This is a genomic window from Streptomyces sp. C10-9-1 (assembly GCF_024497955.1).
Classification (GTDB): domain Bacteria; phylum Actinomycetota; class Actinomycetes; order Streptomycetales; family Streptomycetaceae; genus Streptomyces; species Streptomyces sanyensis.
Window position 1 is genome coordinate 306688 of the sequence record NZ_JANHKP010000002.1, and the last position, 20360, is coordinate 327047.

At 71.8% G+C, this 20360-nt stretch carries 16 protein-coding genes; 5 read left to right on the forward strand and 11 right to left on the reverse strand.

Annotated features, from left to right (window positions below; genetic code table 11):
- Positions 1 to 25: 25 nt before the first annotated feature.
- Positions 26 to 796, reverse strand: a complete 771-nt coding sequence (locus tag NPS70_RS03880; RefSeq protein ID WP_256522527.1) for a class I SAM-dependent methyltransferase — start codon at positions 794 to 796, stop codon at positions 26 to 28.
- Between the two features lie 274 nt (positions 797 to 1070).
- Here NPS70_RS03880 and NPS70_RS03885 point away from each other — a divergent pair, with 274 nt between their 5' ends.
- Entirely contained in the window at positions 1071 to 2999 is a 1929-nt protein-coding gene (locus tag NPS70_RS03885; RefSeq protein WP_256522528.1) for a helix-turn-helix domain-containing protein, read from the forward strand.
- Here NPS70_RS03885 and NPS70_RS03890 read toward each other — a convergent pair.
- The 3 genes from NPS70_RS03890 to NPS70_RS03900 all read right to left on the reverse strand — a co-directional run bounded on the left by NPS70_RS03890 (position 2956) and on the right by NPS70_RS03900 (position 6143).
- The gene (locus NPS70_RS03890; RefSeq protein WP_256522530.1) at positions 2956 to 4149 is read right to left on the reverse strand and encodes a transposase; all 1194 of its coding nucleotides are present in this window, start codon (positions 4147 to 4149) and stop codon (positions 2956 to 2958) included. The two genes, NPS70_RS03885 and NPS70_RS03890, sit on opposite strands and share 44 nt — an antisense overlap.
- A gap of 429 nt (positions 4150 to 4578) precedes the next feature.
- Positions 4579 to 5559, reverse strand: a complete 981-nt coding sequence (locus tag NPS70_RS03895) for a pirin family protein (RefSeq protein WP_256522531.1) — start codon at positions 5557 to 5559, stop codon at positions 4579 to 4581.
- A gap of 137 nt (positions 5560 to 5696) precedes the next feature.
- The gene (locus NPS70_RS03900; RefSeq protein ID WP_256522532.1) at positions 5697 to 6143 is read right to left on the reverse strand and encodes an SseB family protein; all 447 of its coding nucleotides are present in this window, start codon (positions 6141 to 6143) and stop codon (positions 5697 to 5699) included.
- 218 nt (positions 6144 to 6361) lie between these two features.
- On the opposite strand from NPS70_RS03900, the gene NPS70_RS03905 reads away from it, so the two are divergent.
- Together NPS70_RS03905 and NPS70_RS03910 are read left to right on the forward strand one after the other, a co-directional pair.
- On the forward strand, positions 6362 to 8188 hold the full coding sequence (locus NPS70_RS03905) for an acyl-CoA dehydrogenase (protein ID WP_256522533.1): 1827 nt from the start codon (positions 6362 to 6364) through the stop codon (positions 8186 to 8188).
- A 154-nt stretch (positions 8189 to 8342) separates the two neighbouring features.
- Positions 8343 to 9671: a M18 family aminopeptidase gene (locus NPS70_RS03910; protein WP_256522534.1), complete on the forward strand. Its 1329-nt coding sequence runs from the start codon at positions 8343 to 8345 to the stop codon at positions 9669 to 9671.
- 54 nt (positions 9672 to 9725) lie between these two features.
- Here NPS70_RS03910 and NPS70_RS03915 read toward each other — a convergent pair whose 3' ends face one another.
- From NPS70_RS03915 to NPS70_RS03945, 7 genes are all read right to left on the reverse strand, one after another.
- Positions 9726 to 11534 (reverse strand): NHL domain-containing thioredoxin family protein, encoded by a 1809-nt coding sequence (locus NPS70_RS03915; protein ID WP_256522535.1) that lies wholly within the window; start codon positions 11532 to 11534, stop codon positions 9726 to 9728.
- A 230-nt stretch (positions 11535 to 11764) separates the two neighbouring features.
- Entirely contained in the window at positions 11765 to 12442 is a 678-nt protein-coding gene (locus tag NPS70_RS03920; protein WP_360650233.1) for a class I SAM-dependent methyltransferase, read from the reverse strand.
- 91 nt (positions 12443 to 12533) lie between these two features.
- On the reverse strand, positions 12534 to 12758 hold the full coding sequence (locus NPS70_RS03925) for a hypothetical protein (RefSeq protein WP_256522537.1): 225 nt from the start codon (positions 12756 to 12758) through the stop codon (positions 12534 to 12536).
- A gap of 223 nt (positions 12759 to 12981) precedes the next feature.
- Positions 12982 to 13347, reverse strand: a complete 366-nt coding sequence (locus NPS70_RS03930) for a hypothetical protein (protein ID WP_256522538.1) — start codon at positions 13345 to 13347, stop codon at positions 12982 to 12984.
- A gap of 96 nt (positions 13348 to 13443) precedes the next feature.
- Positions 13444 to 14337, reverse strand: coding sequence for a Yip1 family protein (locus tag NPS70_RS03935; RefSeq protein ID WP_256522539.1), 894 nt, complete (start codon positions 14335 to 14337; stop codon positions 13444 to 13446).
- A 281-nt stretch (positions 14338 to 14618) separates the two neighbouring features.
- Entirely contained in the window at positions 14619 to 16889 is a 2271-nt protein-coding gene (locus NPS70_RS03940; RefSeq protein ID WP_256522540.1) for a (Fe-S)-binding protein, read from the reverse strand.
- Positions 16890 to 17018: 129 nt separating this feature from the next.
- Positions 17019 to 17618 carry a sugar transferase gene (locus NPS70_RS03945; RefSeq protein ID WP_256522541.1) on the reverse strand — a complete coding sequence of 200 codons (600 nt, stop codon included), beginning with the start codon at positions 17616 to 17618 and terminating at the stop codon, positions 17019 to 17021.
- Between the two features lie 228 nt (positions 17619 to 17846).
- Between NPS70_RS03945 and dnaK the strand changes: the two genes are divergently transcribed.
- Together dnaK and grpE are read left to right on the forward strand one after the other, a co-directional pair.
- Complete coding sequence (gene dnaK / locus NPS70_RS03950) at positions 17847 to 19694, forward strand: molecular chaperone DnaK (protein WP_256522542.1); 1848 nt, start codon at positions 17847 to 17849, stop codon at positions 19692 to 19694.
- Positions 19691 to 20338, forward strand: coding sequence for a nucleotide exchange factor GrpE (grpE, locus tag NPS70_RS03955; protein WP_256522543.1), 648 nt, complete (start codon positions 19691 to 19693; stop codon positions 20336 to 20338). Before dnaK ends, grpE begins: the two co-directional genes overlap by 4 nt.
- Positions 20339 to 20360 lie beyond the last annotated feature (22 nt).

Sequence of the window (20360 nt, forward strand, 5' to 3'; positions counted from 1 at the left end):
CAATCCCCCCTGGACCGGCCGTGTCTCAGACCGCGGCCGGCACGATCTCGATGAGCATGTGCTCCACCATGTCCTCGCCGTACTCGCCCTCGCGGACCCGCACGCTGCGCAGCGTCCGCAGCTCCCGGCCGCAGTCGTCGGCGATCCGGTGCAGGGCCGGAAGGTCGCCGCGGTCGCTGAAGTGCAGCAGCGCCGATCCCCCCGGCGTGACCCAGCGCGGCGCCTGCTCCACGAACCGGCGGTGGGTGCGGTAGCCGGTGTCGACGTAGGCCCGCTCGTGCACGGACTTGTACTCGTAGGTGTCCGGCCCCAGCACGTAGTTGGAGCTCCAGAAGACGGTGTCGAAGCGCTCGGACTCGCCGATCTCCGAGAACAGGTCGCTGTGCACCGTGCGCAGGCGGTCGTTGACGGCGTGCCGCTCGGCGTTGACCGCCGCGTTCTCCACCGCCCGGGGGTTGACGTCGGTGGCGACCACCCGCGGGGACCCGGCCAGCGCGGCCATCACGGCGATGACGCCCGAGCCGGTGCCGATCTCCAGGAAGGAGTCCGAACGCGGCCGCAGCGGCTCCCGGTTGAGGTCGAGCAGGGCGAGGGCCACTGCCGTCGACGGCGAGTACACGGGGGCGAACACCTCGGGGTGCAGGTCCCAGTCGAGCCCGGCGAGGGCGAAGCGGTCCGGCCGGTCCTGGCGCGTGAGCGACAGATGGCTGCGGAGCAGCGATCTCTCGTAGCTCTGGAGTGCCGCTTCCTCGGGGCGGCCGAGCTGCGGCGCGCCGATGTCCTGAAGCTGCGTCATGGTTCCCTCACAACGGAGTCGGTGATGACGGTGGTCCCCTCACCGGGGCGGACGCTGATCAGGTTGCCGGTGGAGCTGCGTCCTCAGAAGGTGTCCCGGTGACAGAGTGAGCGATCACCTGTGGTGACCCGGTCACACTCCGCGTCTCTGACCAGCTCACGTGCGTCGCCGGGACGGTTGACCATCACGTGACCCACCGATTACTTTCAGGCCCGCGAGACTCGGTCCGGGGGTGGTCCGTGGTGCGTGAAGGCACGAGGGGGCAGGGGGAGCCGTGGCTGACGAGGCCTTCGAGATACTGGAGCTGCTGGAGAAGGAGGCACCGGCCGCCGCGTTCGAGGATCTGGTCCGCAGAGCCCGCGAGGCGGGCGCCGGCGGCGCCGAACTCGCCCGGCTCGTCCGCGCCACCGACCTCAGCCTGAGCATCCGGGCCCTGTTCGCCCGGCGCCAGCAGCGCGAGGCCGGCCTCGCCGCCCTGGTCGACACGGCACGGGACCTCACCCTTCCCTACGACCTGGACGCCCTGCTCAAGGTCATCACCCGGCGGGCGCGGCTGCTGCTCGGGCTCGACATGTCCTGGGTGACCTTCGACGACCTCCCGGCGGCCTGCTCCCGGGTCCGCGCGGCCGACGGCCACGCCTCCGCGCTCACCATCGGCTTCACGGTGCCGCTCGACGGCGGCGTGGGGCGCAGGGCCTCGGACAGCACCGCGCCGTTCTGGACCTCCGACTACCTGCCCGACGAGACCTTCGTGCACAGCGAGGTGATCGACGAGGTCGTCCGGGCGGAGGGACTGCACGCCGTGATGGCCGTCCCGCTGCAGTACGACGGCTCCATCCTCGGGGTCCTGTACGTGGCGGACCGCCATGTGCGGCACTTCTCGCCCGACGAGGTGTCGCTGATGAGCTCGCTCGCCGACCTGGCCGCCGTGGCCATCGAGAAGGCGAGGCTCCTCGAACAGACACGGCACGAAGTGGTGGAGCTGGAACAGGGCACCACCCGGGCCCTGGACTCCTCCGCCGCGGCCGTGCACCTGCGCCGGGTGCACGGCCGTCTGCTCGATCTGGTGCTGGGCGGCGGCGGGCTGGGCGTCCTCGCCGCCAGCTCCTCGGAGGAGCTCGGCGGCGCGCTGGTGATCCGCGACACCGCCGGACGCACCCTGGCCGCCCACCCGCCGAAGGCGGAACCCGGGGCGGACGAGGCCGAGCTGCGGCGGCTGCTGCTGGACGCGCACACCGAGCGCCGGCCGCTCCGCCTCGACGACCGGACCTGGGCGGCCTCCGTCTCGGCGGGCGACGAGATGCTCGGCGCGGTCGTCCTCGCGGCCGAGGACACCGTCACCGACCACCAGGTGCAGCTGCTGGAACTGACCGCCCAGGTGACGGCGGTGGTCCTGCTGCTCCGGCACGGGGTGGCCGCCACCGAGGGCCAGTTGCGGGAGGAGTTCCTGCGCGACCTGCTCCGCGGCTCCTCGCAGTCCGCGCAGGCGCTCGTGGAGCACGGCCGGCGCCTGTCGGTGGACCTGGACGAGCCCCATGTGCTCGTGGCGGCCCGGCCCGAGCAGGGCGTCCGCGGCCGTGCGGTGACCTGGACCTCCTCCTACGCCCACCGTCACCACGGCCTGAAGGCCGTCGACGGCGACGTGGTCGTCCTGCTGCTGCCGGGCACCGACCCCGAGGGGTGCGCCCGCAGGGTCGCGGGTGAACTGGGCGAGGTGCTGGGCGTTCCGGTGACCGCCGGGGCGGCCGGTCCCACCGCCGACCCGACGGCGATCACCCGCACCCACGCGGAGGCGCGGCGCTGCCTGGACGCCCTCACCGCCCTGGGCGGTCCCGGCGGCACGGCGACCCCCGGGCAGCTCGGCTTCCTGGGGCTGCTGCTGGCCGACGAGCCCGACGTCGCCGGCTTCGTCGACGGCACCATCGGGCCCGTCCTGGACTACGACGACCAGCAGTACACCGAGCTGGTCCCCACCCTGGAGGCGTACTTCGACTCCTCCAGCAGCCCGTCACGGGCCGCGGAGAGCCTGCACGTGCACCCCAACACCGTCTCCCGGCGCCTGGAGAGGATCACCGAACTGCTGGGCGAGGACTGGCAGAAGCCCGCGCGGCTGCTCCAGGTCCAGCTCGCCCTCCAGCTGAACCGCACCCGCCAGGTGCTCAGCCGAGGGCGCCGACCGCGGAGCGGCCAGGCCGCCGGCTGAGCGCCTCGGCCTCGGCCAGGGTGAGCATCCGCACCGTGTGGGCGGCGGACGCCAGGGTGGTGTGCCGGTGCCACCCCTCGAAGGACCGCCCGCCGAAGTCGGTGAGCCCGACCTGCCGGGAGATGCCCTCGAAGTCGCGGTCGACGACCTTGGAGAGCTTGGCCAGCCGCAGCAGCGCCCCGGGGGAGACGTTCCCCAGGTCGCTGACCCAGCAGCGCTCCGGCCAGCCCCGCGGGTCCGTCCACTCGCCGAGCAGCAGCATCGTCCGCGCGGACTGCGGGAGGTGCACCCGGACCTGTGCCACCAGGCTGGTGCGGGACCGGAGGGTGTCCGGGTCCGTCCAGGTGACCGGGCGGCGCAGGGTGCGGATCTGCAGCAGCAGCTGGTGGGCCGCGAGGTCGGTGGTGCCGCTGCCGGGCACCGCCGGGTCCACGCAGCGGACCCGGGTCGCGCCGCGGACCGGCACCACGAACCCGGTGCGGGTCCCGGCGAACCGGCGGGCCACCGCGACCGGGTCCAGCTCCGGCAGGTCCAGCACCACCGGGCGGTCCACCCCGCCGGTCCAGTCGCGCAGTTCGAGCACCGCGGAGGCGGCCCGCTCCAGCGGGGTGGTCAGCCGGGCCTCGGAGGCGTAGGAGGCGCGGGGACCCGGCCCGCCGCCTCCCTCCTCGCCGAGCGCGAGCCGCCAGTTGACCGGGCAGCTGTGCTCCTCGCCGACCGCCCAGGCGCCGTAGGCGACCTGGCTGTTGACCGTCTGCCCGAGGTCGGAGATGAACCTCCGTGCCACCCCCACGGACTCCGTCCCGGCCTTGGAGATCACCACCGGCCGCACCACCCAGGCCCCGGGCCGCAGGGCACGTTCCACCGCGCGGGTCAGAGCCGCGCGCACGGGTCCCCAGTCCCAGGTGGACGAGGCGATGAAGTGGTGCAGGCTCTGCTCGGCGGCGCGGTCGCCGACGCAGGCCGCGATGTTGCGGATCGACTTGCGCCCCTCGGCGGTCAGCAGCCCCCTCAGATACATCTCCCCCTTGCGCCGCTGGTCGCTGCGCGGAAGCGAGGCGAACAGCTCCGCACTGAGCTCCCCCACCAGCCCTTCGGGCACGAACCGCCGGCCCTGTCCCGACGCCAGCCCGAGTCCTGTCACGCTCATCGGTTCTCTCCCTCTCCCCCTGGGGCCGATCTCAGCCACTTCACCGTGCGGCCTTCCGGGGTGCGCGGCCCAGGTGCAGCGGTCACACAGATCCGGCCGCCGGTGCACCGCGGACCATCAGGGCCGCGGGGCTCGCGGGGCGGGAGGGGGAGGCGGCGGGGCCCCGTGGGCGCTTCGGGGGGCTTCGCGGTGCCCCGGGGCACCGGAGGGGGGCCGGGCTCCCCGCCCTTCCGTGCCGCGGTGGTGGCCGGGTCACACCGGGCGTGCGTCGCGATGGTGCTCCGGTCACCACCATGAAGTGGATGCTTCCGGGAGCAGGCTCCCCAAAAGGGGCGCCCGTGGCGGGGCCGTACGGGCGTGGCGGCGGACGGCCCCGCCGCGCCCGCCGGGGTGGCGGGTGCGGCGGGGCCGTGCCGGGAGGTGCCGGGCTCAGCCTCCGGCCGGGCCGGAGGGCCGCATCCCGTGGACCGCGGGGACGGTGCCCAGCAGGCCCCTGCGGAAGTCGTCGAAGGCCTGCTGCAGCTCGGCGCGGGTGTTCATCACGAACGGGCCGTAGTGGGCCATGGGTTCGCGGATCGGCCGTCCGCCGAGGAGGACGACGTCGAGGTCGGGGGCGGGGGAGTCCTGCTTCTCGTCCGCGCGGACGGTCACCGAGCCGCCGTGGCCGAAGACGGCCGTCTGGCCCAGCCGGATCGGCCGGCGCTCGGCGCCGACGGTGCCGCGGCCCGCGAGGACGTAGGCGAGGGCGTTGAAGTCCTCGCGCCACGGCAGCGTGACCTCCGCGCCGGCGGCCAGGGTCGCGTGGACCATGGTGATCGGGGTGTGGGTGATGCCGGGGCCCTGGTGGCCGTCCAGCCCGCCCGCGATCACGCGCAGCAGGGCTCCGCCGTCGGGGGAGGTGAGCAGCCGGACGCTGCCGCCGCGGATGTCCTGGTAGCGGGGCGCCATCATCTTGTCCGCGGCCGGGAGGTTCACCCACAGCTGGAGGCCGTGGAAGAGGCCGCCCGAGACGACCAGGTGCTCGGGGGGCGCCTCGATGTGCAGCAGGCCGGAGCCCGCCGTCATCCACTGGGTGTCGCCGTCGGTGATCGTGCCGCCACCGCCGTGGGAGTCCTGGTGGTCGAAGATCCCGTCGATGATGTACGTGACCGTCTCGAAGCCGCGGTGGGGGTGCCAGGGGGTCCCCTTCGGCTCGCCGGGCCGGTACTCCACCTCGCCCATCTGGTCCATCATGATGAACGGGTCGAGGTGGCGGTAGTCGATCCCGGCGAACGCGCGGCGAACCGGGAAGCCCTCCCCCTCGAAGCCGCCGGGCGCCGTGGTCACGGCGTGCACGGGCCGGGCGGCGGCCTCGGCGGGAGCCTCGACACGGGGCAGGGCCAGGGTGTTCTCGACCGTCACGGCGGGCATGGCGGGACCTCCTTGTGCGACCAGGTTAGTTGAAGAATGAACTTCTTGCCACCGGTAACGCGCAACGCCCGGGGAGGATTCCCCGGGCGTCGTCCCGTTCTTCCCGCGCGCCGGCCCGGTGGCCGCCGCGCGGTCGCTCAGCCGTACATCCGCCGCATCGCGAAGTCCACCATCTGCTCGACGGCCTTGGCGTCGAAGACCATGCGGTGCTCCCCCTCCATGTCGAGGACGAAGCCGTACCCCGTCGGCAGCAGGTCGATCACCTCGGCGCCGGTGATCACGAAGTACTTGGACTCCTTCCCCGCGTACCTCCGCAGCTGCTTCAGGGTGGTGAACATGGGGATGACCGGCTGCTGCGTGTTGTGCAGCGCGAGGAAGCCGGGGTTGTCCCCGCGGGGGCAGTACACCTTGGAGGTGGCGAAGATCTGCTGGAAGTCCTCGGCGGACATCGCCCCGGTGGTGAAGGCCCGCACCGCGTCGGAGAGGGAGGGCGGCGACGGTTCCGGGTACAGCGGCTGCTGCCCGTAACCGGGCTGCTGCGGCACGTACTGCTGGGCGCCCGGGGGCTGGTCGTAGCCGTACATGTGCGCAAGGGTACCGACTGCGAGCGCCCCGCGGGGGCCCCTGGCGCACTCCGTCCGCACCCTTCGGGGCGCCCCCGGGAACCGGGTCCGGTGCGCGAGCCGTGTCACAGATGGCCGGGTGGGGCTTGCATCTTATTACCGGTCGGTAGCATCATCGAAGCTACTAACTGGTACATGGACCACCCGTCCATCTCCCGATTGCTTACGGAGCCGTCGCCATGGGGCACTACAAGTCGAATCTCCGCGACATCGAGTTCAACCTCTTCGAGGTCCTCGGGCGCGACAAGCTGTACGGCACCGGCCCGTTCGAGGAGATGGACGTCGACACGGCGAAGTCCATCCTCGAGGAGATCGCCCGCCTCGCGGAGAACGAGCTCGCCGAGTCCTTCGCGGACGCCGACCGCAACCCGCCGGTCTTCGACCCGGCCACCAACACCGCGCCCGTCCCGGCGTCCTTCAGGAAGAGCTACGAGGCCTTCATGGACTCCGAGTACTGGCGCCTGGGCCTGCCGGAGGAGATCGGCGGCACCACCGCGCCCCGCTCGCTGGTGTGGTCCTACGCCGAACTGCTGCTCGGCTCCAACCCGGCCATCTGGATGTACTCCTCCGGCCCCGCCTTCGCCGGCATCCTCTTCGAGGAGGGCAACGAGGCCCAGAAGAAGATCGCCCAGATCGCGGTCGAGAAGCGCTGGGGCTCCACCATGGTGCTCACCGAGCCCGACGCCGGCTCCGACGTCGGTGCCGGCCGCACCAAGGCCGTCCAGCAGGAGGACGGCTCCTGGCACATCGAGGGCGTGAAGCGCTTCATCACCTCCGGTGAGCACGACATGGAGGAGAACATCCTCCACTACGTCCTCGCCCGCCCCGAGGGCGCCGGTCCGGGCACCAAGGGCCTCTCCCTCTTCCTCGTGCCGAAGTACCACTTCGACTGGGAGACCGGCGAGCTCGGCGAGCGCAACGGCGTCTACGCGACCAACGTCGAGCACAAGATGGGCCTCAAGGCGTCCAACACCTGCGAGATCACCTTCGGCGACCGCCACCCCGCCAAGGGCTGGCTGATCGGCGACAAGCACGACGGCATCCGCCAGATGTTCATGATCATCGAGTTCGCCCGGATGATGGTCGGCACGAAGGCCATCGCCACCCTCTCCACCGGCTACCTGAACGCCCTGGAGTACGCCAAGGAGCGCGTCCAGGGCCAGGACCTGGTGAACTTCATGGACAAGACCGCCCCCAAGGTCACCATCACGCACCACCCCGACGTGCGCCGCTCCCTCATGACGCAGAAGGCGTACGCCGAGGGCATGCGCGCCCTCGTCCTCTACACCGCCGCCGTCCAGGACGAGATCGCCCTCAAGGAGGCCGCCGGCGAGGACGCCAAGTCCCTGGTGGCCCTCAACGACCTGCTGCTGCCCATCGTCAAGGGCTACGGCTCCGAGCGCTCCTACGAGCAGCTCGCCCAGTCGCTGCAGACCTTCGGCGGGTCCGGCTACCTCCAGGAGTACCCGGTCGAGCAGTACATCCGGGACGCCAAGATCGACACCCTCTACGAGGGCACCACCGCCATCCAGGGCCAGGACTACTTCTTCCGGAAGATCGTCCGCGACCAGGGCCAGGCGCTGAACACCCTCTCCGAGGAGATCAAGAAGTTCCTCGCGGTCGGCACCGGCGGCGAGGAGCTGGCCGGCGCCCGCGACGCCCTCGCCAAGGCCGCCGTCGACCTGGAGGCGATCGTCGGCACGATGACCAACGACCTCATCGCCACCGGCGAGGACGTCAGGAGCATCTACAAGGTCGGCCTCAACACCACCCGCCTGCTGATGGCCTCCGGCGACGTCGTCGTCGGCTACCTGCTGCTGCGCGGCGCGGCCGTGGCCGCCGAGAAGCTGGAGACCGCCTCCGCCAAGGACAGGGCCTTCTACCAGGGCAAGATCGCCGCCGCGAAGTTCTTCGCCGCGAACGTCCTGCCCGGCGTCTCCGTCGAGCGCTCGCTCGCCGAGAGCGTGGACGGCTCCCTGATGGACCTGGACGAGGCCGCGTTCTAGTCTCTACCGGTACACAGGCACCAGGCCGCCGCCCGACCCGTCGGGCGGCGGCCCTGTCATGTCAACTGCCCGCAGGCGGCCCACACGGCCTCCCGACCGGGGGCGAGCGCGCAAGGCAACCACCGCCCGCACGCCCCTCGTTAAGGTGAACCACATGAGCAGCAGCGAACCCGCCCCCACGCCGGCCGCGACCTCCCCCTTCGACCGCGGCCACACGGACGACCTGATGTCCTTCCTCAGCGCCGCTCCGACCCCCTACCACGCGGTCGCGGCAGCCGCCGAGCGCCTGGAGAAGGCGGGGTTCCGCCAGCTCAGGGAGACGGACGCCTGGGACGGCTCGTCCGGCGGCCGGTACGTCCTGCGCGGCGGGGCGCTGATCGCCTGGTACGTGCCCGAGAGCGCCTCCGCCCACACCCCCTTCAGGATCGTCGGCGCCCACACCGACTCCCCCAACCTGCGGGTCAAGCCGCTGCCCGACTCCGGCTCGTACGGCTGGCGCCAGATCGCCGTCGAGATCTACGGCGGCACGCTGCTCAACACCTGGCTCGACCGCGACCTCGGCATCGCCGGCCGGCTCACCCTCCGCGACGGCTCCCACCGCCTCGTCTCCGTCGACCGCCCGCTGCTGCGCGTCCCCCAGCTCGCCGTCCACCTCGACCGCTCGGTCAACACCGACGGCCTCAAGCTCGACCGCCAGCGCCACATGCAGCCCGTCTGGGGACTCGGCGAGGCCGAGGAGGGCGACCTCCTCCGCTTCCTGGAGGCGGAGTCCGGTGTCCCGGAGGGGGAGACCACCGGCTGGGACCTGATGCTCCACTCCGTCGAACCGCCCGCCTACCTCGGCCGCGACCAGGAGCTGGTGGCCGGGCCCCGCATGGACAACCTGGTCTCCGTGCACGCCGGGACCACCGCCCTCTGCGCGGCCGCCACCGGCCGCGGCGCCGAGGAGCTGCCCGTCATCCCCGTGCTCGCCGCCTTCGACCACGAGGAGAACGGCTCCCAGTCCGACACCGGCGCCGACGGCCCGCTGCTCGGGTCCGTCCTGGAGCGCTCGGTGTTCTCCCGCGGGGGCACCCTGGAGGACCGCGCCCGCGCCTACGCCGGCACCGTCTGCCTCTCCTCCGACACCGGCCACGCGGTCCACCCCAACTACGGCGAGCGCCACGACCCCACGCACCACCCGCGCGCCAACGGCGGCCCCATCCTCAAGGTCAACGTCAACCAGCGCTACGCCACCGACGGTTCCGGGCGCGCGGTGTTCGCCGCCGCCTGCGAGAAGGCCGGCGTGCCGTGGCAGACCTTCGTCTCCAACAACGCGATGCCCTGCGGCACCACCATCGGCCCGATCACGGCCGCCCGCCACGGCATCCACACCGTCGACATCGGCATCGCGATCCTCTCCATGCACAGCGCCCGCGAGCTGTGCGGCGCGGACGACCCGCACCTGCTCGCGAGCGCCCTCCTCGCCTTCCTGGAGGGCTGAGACCGGCGCGCCCCCCTGCCCCGGCGCACCGGGGCAGGGGGGCGCGCCGCGGCCCTACGCCTCCGCGTCCATGCCCGCCAGGACCAGCGGCAGCCGGGCCGAGCCGCCCTCGACCACCCGCACGGGCACGCCCCAGTCCTGCTGGTGCACATGGCAGGCCGGGTACGCGTTCGCGGGATCGTCGTCGCAGGACGCCGCCATCGCCGAGACGTGCAGCACCCCCTCGCCGACCGACGCGTCGACCTCCACCTCCCGGCTCAGGTCCGTCCCCGCACCCTCACCGGACCGCAGCAGCCCGGGCGGCGTGGAGGAGACCAGCAAGCGGGTCGACGGACCGTAGCGGGTGTCCAGCTTCTGGCCCGCCGGGGCCTGGAAGACCACGTCCACGCGGAGCACGCCCGGGGCCACGTCCGTCGCCGCCCGCCGGGTGCGGTGGGCGACCGCGTCCACCCGCACCGCCTCCTCGGGAAGCCTCAGCCGGGTCAGCCGGTGCCGGGCGGACTCCACGACCACGATCTCCTCGCCGTCGAGCACGGCGCCGCTCGGCTCGCGCAGGTCCGTCGCCAGCGTGGTCACCGCGTCCGCCACCGGGTCGTAGCGGCGCAGCGCGTGGTTGTAGGTGTCGCTCACCGCCACCGAGCCGTCCGGCAGGGCGGTCACCCCGAGCGGGTGCTGGAGCAGCGCCTGCCCCGCCTCGCCGTCCCGGTGGCCGAAGTCGAACAGGCCGGTGCCCACGGCCGTGTGCACGGTGAGTTCCCGGTCGATCCAGCGCAGCGCGGAGGTCTCCGCGTCGGCGATCCAGAGCCGGTCCCCGGCCGCCGCGAGCCCCGAGGGCTGCGCGAACCACGCCTGCTCCGCCGGGCCGTCGACGAGCCCCTCGTTCGTGGTGCCCGCCGCCGCCGCCACCGTTCCCGCGGCCGGGTCGTACGTCCACAGCTGGTGGACGCCCGCCATCGCGATCCACAGGCGGTCGCCCCACCAGGCCACGTCCCACGGCGAGGACAGCGACACCTCGCGGGCGGGCCCCGCGACCGGCTCGCCCTGCCACCACTGGCGCCCGGTGCCCGCGAGCAGTTCCACGGCCCCGCTCTCCGGGTCGAAGGCGCGGATCGCGTGGTTGACCGTGTCGGCGACCGCCACCCGCCCGTCCGGCAGCAGCGCGAGTCCCTGGGGCTCGTTGAACACGCCCCGGCCGACCCTGCGGACCACCGTCTCGCCGTCCGCCTCCAGCTCCACCAGCTCGCTGCGGGTGGAGTCCGAGACCAGCAGGTTGCCCGAGGGCAGCCGCAGCGCCTTGCCGGGGAAGCGCAGGTCGGTGGCGACCGGCTCCGGAGGCACGTACGGACCGTCCCCGCGGCGCAGCGTCCCCTTGGCCTCGTGCTCGGCCTCCAGCTCCGTGACGAGCCGCTCGATGGCGTGGGCATGACCCTCGCCCGCGTGCTGGGCCACCACGTACCCCTCGGGGTCGATCACCACCAGTGTGGGCCAGGCGCGCACGGCGTACTGCTTCCAGGTGGCGAGCTCGGGGTCGTCCAGCACGGGGTGGTGCACCTGGTACCGCTCGACGGCGTCGACGACCGCCCGGTGCTCGGCCTCGTGGACGAACTTGGGCGAGTGGACGCCGACGACGACCACCGTGTCGCGGTGCCTCTCCTCCAGCTCGCGCAGCTCGTCCAGCACATGGAGGCAGTTGATGCAGCAGAAGGTCCAGAAATCGAGGACAACGCACTTGCCCCGCAGGTCGGCGAGGGTCAGCTCGGTGCCCCCGGTGTTGATCCAGCCGCCCTTGCCGATCAGCTCGGGGGCACGGACACGGGCACGGCGGCGGGGCGCGGGGGTGGGCGCCGGGGCGGCATCGTTCATGGTTCAAGCTTGCCATTCGCCCATGAACGCCGGATCACGGCCGTACGACGCCGTTGCCCAGCACACCTATGGGATCCGCTCCACCACGGCGACCTCCGAGAATTCTCGGAGGTAGGTCATGTGCCCGGTCCGGCCAGTGACCGGCCGGAGCGCTTCTGGCCACCGCCCCGGCGGCTGTCCTGACGGGTGGCTGTCGGAGGCTCTCGTCGGTTCAGACCAGTACCCCTGCCCTAGCCTCCTTGGATGCCCCGGACGAACAGGGTGCCTGTGCGGCGACTCCCCGGGGGCGGGGCAAGCACGGACGCTGACACGTCCACGAAGCCGTGTTCCTTGAGAATCAGCGCCCACACATCGGGTTCGTAGTCCCACCTCTTGACGACAGCGGGGTCTTCTTCGGGTCCGCGCGGGATGTATGACGCCTGGCAGCCGTAGCACCCTTCAACCGGGGGCCGTTGGGAGAAGGCGAACACGCCACCCGGCTTGAGGTTCGCGCCAACGACCGGCAGCAGTAGGCCGGGGTCGGTGAACCAGGCAGCGCCGAACACGCTGTAGACCGCATCGAAGATCGTGAACGTGTCTCCGAGGTAGGTGAGGGCGTCGGCCTGGTGGAGTTCCATCCCGTCCACGCCCGGCCACCGCTCGCGTGCCTTGTCGAGCTGCTTGGCGGAGAGGTCGATCCCGACGGACGTCATGCCGAGCGTTGCGAGGTGAGCGGCGTTCCCTCCAGACCCGCACCCGAGGTCGAGTGCACTGTCTCCCGGGTTGAGCTGGAGCACATCAGCCCTGGGGCCGTGGTCCGGGTACTGGGTCCAGTTGAACCACGTGGTCTCGCCCTCGGCGTTGGTCTTCCGCCGCTGGGGCTTGCTCTGCGAGTACGTGTCCCATGCGGTGCTGCGAGCGTCAGTCACTACCTGTCCGTTCTCGTTCACGGCGTCAGCCGCCCGGCACGATACCGGGCGGCTGAAGCACTGAGGTTCGGTCGCTCCGCTTGTGCCGGAGCTACTTGGCGACGGGGCTGTCGGAGCAGCCCGCGTAGCTCTGGGTGCAGTCGGCCGCGCCGTCGATCGGCCAGAACTCCGGGTCCACGTCGAAGCCGGCCGATCGGATCATCTCGGCCGTCCGACGCATCGCGGCCCGGCCCTCGGCCGGGTTGTGGCCGCTGTTGCGGTCGGGGACGTGGTGGATGAACCCGCCGCCGAGCGCGTCGCAGAAACGACGGGGCACCTGATGGGACGAAGGCCCACCCCCACCGTCCCGATCAGGGGCGACGAGCACGGGGCCCATGGTGTTCCACCGCCCGGTTCAAGCCTGCCATTCGCCCCTGGACGGCCGGTCTCGACCCTGCGGGCGGGGCGCGTCCGCTGACGGTGGCCGGACCCGCGTGCCCACCCGGGCCCGCGGGCCGCCGCGGGGCGGCGCGGCCGGGCCGGCCGGGCGCGCGGGCCGTTCAGCGCTCGGCGGATACGCCGAGGTGCTTGATCCTCTCGAACGGGTAGGCCCCCACGACCACCACGACCAGGCCGTACAGGGCGAGGGCGACCAGCCCCGGGGTGGAGAGGGACCCGCTCCCGCCGCGCAGGACCACGCTTCCCAACGGCACCAGCGCAGCGAAGCTCAGCAGCGCGGACCCGGTGCACCAGAAGGCCACCAGCCCGTTGGCGCGCGCCCGCAGGACGGGGTCGGACGCCACACAGGCCGGGACCTCGTAGCCGTTGGCCCGGTCGGGGACCCCGCCCCGGTACCCGGTGCGGGCCGCCAGTGAGCCGGCGACGCCCAGCAGCAGGAAGCAGCCGAAGGCGAAGTAGTGGGCCATGCACGCTCCTTGACCCTGCCTCGCCTGCCCCCGTGGAGCCGCGTGGGGCCGGGCGGTGGAGGACGCGACCGGGCTCGCTCCGGCCCCGGCGGTGGATCAGATGGTGCCGAGCTTGATGATCGACAGCAGGGCGATCAGCTGGATGGCCGACGCCCCGAGCGCCTTGGGCCACGGCAGGTCGTGGGACTTGCTCACCATGGAGGTGAACAGCGCGCCGGCGGCCAGCCAGGTCAGCCAACCCACCACCTGGACCAGGGAGTTCTCCCCGCCCAGGAACATCGCGAAGACGAGTCGCGGGGCGTCCGTGAGGGACATGACCAGCATGGAGAGGCCGACGGTCGGCTGCCAGGACCCGGTGCCCCCGATCTGGCGCGCCAGGGTGTGGGTGACCGCGCCGAGGATCAGACCGCCGACGACGAAGGTGACGCCCACGCTCAGCACCGCCGGGACGGCCGTGGAGAGCGTCGCGTTGATCACCTCCTCGCGGGGCTCGTCGAAGCCGAAGAGCGCGAGCAGCCCGTAGAGGAAGGTGACGACCAGCGCCGGTCCCCAGACGGGGTAGTCGCGCATCTGGAGGAAGGTGGGGCCGGGGCGCAGCACGATGCCGCTCAGCAGCTGCTTCCAGTGCAGCCGCGGGCCGGTGGGGGCGGCGGGGGCGGAGCCGGCGCGGTAGGTGGCGCCGTCGCCGTACACGTCGTCGTCCTGGATGCTGAAGGCCCGCGTGTGCCCGGGGTTGTCGGCCGCGGCGCGGTACGGGTCGTGACCGCCCTGGTGGGCGGGGTGGTGCGGCTCGCCGAAGTACTCGGGCTCCTCGCTCCCGCCGTGCGTCCCGCCCTGCCGGTACGCCTGCGGTCCGCCGGTGTGCTGCCACTGCGGCGGCTGCCCGTACGGAGGCGTGCCCTGGTAGGGGCCGGGCGCCTGGGGCGCCTGGGCCTGCGGTTGTTGCGGGGTGCGGTTGTCCCGGCCGCGTCCGATCCTGAATCCAGCCACGTCATCGAACGTACCCGGTCCGTGCACCGCCGGTGGCCGCGGGTGGGGATCCGGGGGGCCTTTGCGGCCGACCTGTGACATCCCCTAAGGGATGCCCGCGGGGGGGGGCGAGAGGCCCGAAGTCCGCCGAGGTCAGGCAGGGTCCGGGCCGCGCGGGGCGGCTGAGCCGCCCCGCGCGCCGGGAACGGCGTCCCCCGCCGGGAACGGCACGAGCGGCCGGTCCCGCCCCCGAGGCGGGTCCGGCCGCTCCCCGCCCGTGGCGGTGCGTTCGGCGCGTGGTGCTACTTCACCGGCTCCGGCTCCGGGGCGTCCTCCGCCTCGGCGCTGGGATCCGGGTCGGTCGGCGGGGTCTTGACCGAGTCGAGCAGCAGCTGCGCGACGTCGACCACCTGCAGGGACTCGGGCGCCTTGCCGTCGTTCTTCTTGCCGTTCACCGAGTCGGTGAGCATCACGAGGCAGAACGGGCAGGCGGTGGAGACGATGTCGGGGTTGAGCGACAGCGCCTCGTCCACGCGCTCGTCGTTGACGCGCTTGCCGATCCGCTCCTCCATCCACATCCGGGCACCGCCGGCGCCGCAGCAGAAGCCGCGCTCCTTGTGGCGGTGCATCTCCTGCTGGCGCAGGCCGGGCACCTTGTCCATGATCTCGCGCGGCGGCGTGTAGACCTTGTTGTGGCGGCCCAGGTAGCAGGGGTCGTGGTAGGTGATCAGGCCCTCGACCGGGGTGACGGGGACCAGCCGGCCCTCGTCGATGAGGTGCTGGAGCAGCTGGGTGTGGTGGATGACCTCGAACTCGCCGCCGAGCTGCGGGTACTCGTTGGCGATCGTGTTGAAGCAGTGCGGGCAGGTGGCGACGATCTTCTTGGCCGACGTGGGCTTCCTCGTCGACTCGTCCTCGTCGTCCTCGCCGAAGGCCATGTTGAGCATGGCCACGTTCTCCTGGCCGAGCTGCTGGAAGAGCGGCTCGTTGCCGAGGCGGCGGGGCGAGTCGCCGGTGCACTTCTCGTCGCCGCCCATGATCGCGAACTTCACGCCCGCGATGTGGAGCAGCTCGGCGAAGGCCTTGGTGGTCTTCTTGGCCCGGTCCTCCAGGGCGCCCGCGCAGCCGACCCAGTAGAGGTAGTCGACCTCGCTCAGGTCCTCGACGTCCTTGCCGACGATCGGGACCTCGAAGTCGACCTCCTTGGTCCACTCGACGCGCTGCTTCTTGGCCAGGCCCCAGGGGTTGCCCTTCTTCTCCAGGTTCTTGAGCATCGTGCCCGCCTCGGACGGGAACGAGGACTCGATCATGACCTGGTAGCGGCGCATGTCGACGATGTGGTCGATGTGCTCGATGTCGACGGGGCACTGCTCGACGCAGGCACCGCAGGTGGTGCAGGACCACAGGACGTCCGGGTCGATGACCCCGTTCTCCTCGACGGTGCCGATCAGCGGGCGCTCGGCCTCCGCCAGTGCGGCCGCGGGCACGTCGCGCAGCTGCTCCTCGGAGGCCCTCTCCTCGCCCTCCATGTCCTTGCCGCCGCCGGCCAGCAGGTAGGGGGCCTTGGCGTGCGCGTGGTCGCGCAGGGACATGATCAGGAGCTTGGGGGAGAGCGGCTTGCCGGTGTTCCAGGCGGGGCACTGCGACTGGCAGCGGCCGCACTCGGTGCAGGTGGAGAAGTCGAGGATGCCCTTCCAGGAGAACTGCTCGACCTGGGAGACGCCGTAGACGTCGTCCTCGCCCGGGTCCTCGAAGTCGATCGGCTTGCCGCCGGAGGTCATCGGCTGGAGGCCGCCGAGGGCGGAGGCCCCGTCGGCGTTGCGCTTGAACCAGATGTTCGGGAAGCCGAGGAAGCGGTGCCAGGCCACACCCATGTTGGTGTTCAGCGAGACGGTGATCATCCAGATCAGCGAGGTGCCGATCTTGACCATGGCGGTGAAGTAGATCAGCGTCTGGAGGGTGCCGAGGTCCAGTCCGTCGAAGGCGAGGACCAGCGGGTACGACACGAAGTACGCGGCCTCGTAGCCCGCCACGTGGTGGATCGCGCCCTCCAGGCCGCGCAGCACCAGGATGGCCAGGCCGATGACGAGGATCACGTACTCGACGAAGTACGCCTGCCAGGCCTTCGAGCCGGCGAAGCGGGACTTCCGGCCGGCCCGCGAGGGCAGGCTCAGCAGCCGGACGGCCATCAGCACGAGGATGCCGACGACCGTCATCAGGCCGATGAACTCGATGTACATCTCGAACGGCAGGAAGCCGCCGAGGACCGGGAGCACCCAGTCGGCCTGGAAGAGCTGCCCGTAGGCCTGGAGCAGGGTGGGCGGCAGCGTCAGGAACCCGATGGCCACGAACCAGTGCGCGAATCCGACGATGCCCCAGCGGTTCATCCGCGTGTGGCCGAGGAACTCCTTGACCAGCGTGGTCGTGCGGGCCTTCGGGTCGTCCGTGCGGCTGCCGGCGGGGACCGGCTGGCCGAGCGTGACGAACCGGTAGATCTGCGCGACCGCTCGGGAGATGAGCGCGACGCCGACCACGGTCAGGGTCAGCGACACGATGATCGCGGCGAGTTGCATGGGAGGCTCCTCGGGCCTGCGAGGGTGGGTGGTCCGGCACTACTACTAAGCGGTAACTTATTTAGTCCGTGCTGAGACTACCCAGTTATTCCGCCGCACTGTAGTTGGGCGGGCGGTGATCTGTGTCGCTCAGGCAACCCTGACCGGCACCGCTCGCACCGCCGGCGCGGGCCGGCGCCCGCGGATCACCGCGGGCACCGTGCGGACCAGGATCAGCAGGTCCAGTCCGAGCCAGTGCTGCTCCACATAATGCAGGTCGAGCACGCCCATTTCCTCCCAGGGCAGCTCCGAGCGCCCGCCGACCTGCCAGAGGCCGGTCATGCCGGGGCGGACCGCGAGGCGGGCGCGGGCCGCCGCCGAGTGCCCCGGGGGGCCCGCCAGGGGCCGGGGCCCGACCAGGGACATCTCCCCGCGCACCACGTTGACCAGCTGGGGGAGCACGTCGAGGCGGCGGCGGCGCAGCAACCGCCCGGCCGGGGTCAGGGTGCCGTCGCGGGTGGTCCGGAAGGTCAGCATCGTGAAGGTGCGGCCGCCGAGGCCCAGCCGCTCGCTCCGCCGCAGCGCCGGCCCTCCGGACGCCGCCGCGGCCACGGCGGCACCCAGCAGCAGCGGTGACAGCGCCAGCAGCAGAAGCAGGGCCCCCGTGAGGTCGACGGCCCGCTTGAGAGGGTGGCCGGTTCCCGCCGCCGACAGCGGGTGCGGGGTGCGCGGGGTCGACCTGGCTGCCATGGGTGCCCGCCCTTCGGCGTCGGGGGAGTGGATCCTGACCGATTTATCCGTGTATGACTCTGGCAGAGGGGTGCGGGGCGGGCGGATGCGCCACGCGGGCGGGCGGAGGTGCCTGTAAGGGCGGGATAAAAGTTGAGTGCCCTCGACTCAGGTCTGTTGACTCCTCGGGGGGCGTCATGCATCCTTGAGCCAGATCCACTCAAGTCAGGTCAGCTGGAGGAATCGAAAATGGCACGTGCGGTCGGCATCGACCTGGGCACGACTAACTCCGTCGTCAGCGTTCTCGAAGGCGGCGAGCCCACCGTCATCACCAACGCCGAGGGCGCCAGGACCACGCCGTCCGTCGTCGCCTTCGCCAAGAACGGCGAGGTGCTGGTCGGCGAGGTCGCCAAGCGCCAGGCGGTCACCAACGTCGACAGGACCATCCGCTCCGTCAAGCGCCACATGGGCACGGACTGGAAGATCGAGCTCGACGGCAAGACCTTCAACCCGCAGCAGATGAGCGCCTTCATCCTGCAGAAGCTGAAGCGCGACGCCGAGTCCTACCTGGGCGAGAAGGTCACCGACGCGGTGATCACCGTCCCCGCGTACTTCAACGACTCCGAGCGCCAGGCCACCAAGGAGGCCGGCGAGATCGCGGGCCTGAACGTCCTGCGCATCGTCAACGAGCCGACGGCGGCCGCGCTCGCCTACGGCCTCGACAAGGACGACCAGACGATCCTCGTCTTCGACCTCGGCGGCGGCACCTTCGACGTCTCGCTGCTGGAGATCGGCGACGGCGTGGTGGAGGTCAAGGCCACCAACGGCGACAACCACCTCGGTGGTGACGACTGGGACCAGCGCGTCGTCGACTACCTGGTCAAGCAGTTCCAGAGCGGCCACGGCGTCGACCTGTCCAAGGACAAGATGGCCCTCCAGCGCCTGCGCGAGGCGGCGGAGAAGGCCAAGATCGAGCTGTCGTCCTCCACCGAGACGTCCATCAACCTGCCGTACATCACGGCCTCCGCCGAGGGCCCCCTGCACCTCGACGAGAAGCTCACCCGGGCGCAGTTCCAGCAGCTCACCTCGGACCTGCTGGAGCGCTGCAAGCACCCCTTCCACAACGTCATCAAGGACGCCGGCATCGAGCTGTCCGAGATCGACCACGTGGTCCTGGTCGGCGGTTCCACCCGCATGCCCGCCGTCGCGGAGCTCGTCAAGGAGCTGACCGGCGGCAAGGAGGCCAACAAGGGCGTGAACCCGGACGAGGTCGTCGCCATCGGCGCCTCGCTCCAGGCCGGTGTCCTCAAGGGCGAGGTCAAGGACGTCCTGCTCCTCGACGTCACCCCGCTGTCCCTCGGTATCGAGACCAAGGGCGGCATCATGACCAAGCTGATCGAGCGCAACACCACGATCCCGACCAAGCGGTCCGAGATCTTCACCACGGCCGAGGACAACCAGCCGTCGGTGCAGATCCAGGTCTACCAGGGCGAGCGCGAGATCGCGGCGTACAACAAGAAGCTCGGCATGTTCGAGCTGACCGGCCTCCCGCCGGCCCCGCGCGGCGTCCCGCAGATCGAGGTCTCCTTCGACATCGACGCCAACGGCATCATGCACGTGACCGCGAAGGACCTGGGCACGGGCAAGGAGCAGAAGATGACCGTCACCGGCGGCTCCTCGCTGCCGAAGGACGAGGTCGACCGGATGCGCCAGGAGGCCGAGCAGTACGCGGACGAGGACCACCGCCGCCGCGAGGCCGCCGAGAGCCGCAACCAGGGCGAGCAGCTCGTCTACCAGACCGAGAAGTTCCTCAAGGACAACGAGGACAAGGTCCCCGGTGACGTCAAGACCGAGGTCGAGACCGCCGTCGCCGAGCTGAAGGAGAAGCTCAAGGGCGAGGACACCGCGGAGATCCGCACCGCCACCGAGAAGGTCGCGGCCGTCTCCCAGAAGCTCGGCCAGGCCCTCTACGCCAACGCCGCCCCCGAGGGCGCCGCGGCCGGTGCCCCCGGCGGCGAGCAGCCGAAGGCCGACGACGACGTCGTCGACGCCGAGATCGTGGACGACGAGAAGGACGCCAAGGGCGGTGCCGCGTGAGTGAGGAGACTCCGGGCTTCGAGGAGAAGCCCGACGTCCCCTCGGGCGCCACACCCGACGACGCCGCGGAGACCGCCGAGTCCCCCGAGAAGGAGGACACGGCGGCCCCGGCAGGGGACGCAGCGCAGACGGCCGGCCTCACGGCCCAGCTGGACCAGGTCCGCAGCGCGCTCGGCGAGCGCACCGCCGACCTCCAGCGGCTGCAGGCCGAGTACCAGAACTACCGCCGCCGGGTCGAGCGGGACAGGGTCACGGTCAAGGAGATCGCCACGGCGACGCTGCTGACCGACCTCCTGCCCGTGCTCGACGACATCGGCCGCGCGCGGGACCACGGGGAGCTGGTGGGCGGTTTCAAGTCCGTCGCCGAGTCCCTGGAGACCGCGGTCGCCAAGATGGGGCTCCAGCAGTTCGGCAAGGAGGGCGAGCCCTTCGACCCGACCGTGCACGAGGCCCTGATGCACTCCTACGCACCGGACGTCACCGAGACCACATGCGTCGCGGTGCTCCAGCCGGGGTACCGCATCGGCGAGCGCACCATCCGCCCCGCGCGGGTCGCCGTGGCCGAGCCCCAGCCGGGCGCGGCTCCGGCGGGCAAGGAAGACAAGCAGGCCGACGAGGAGAGCGGTGGCCCCGAGGAGGGCTGACGCACGAAACGTCCGGAAGGAG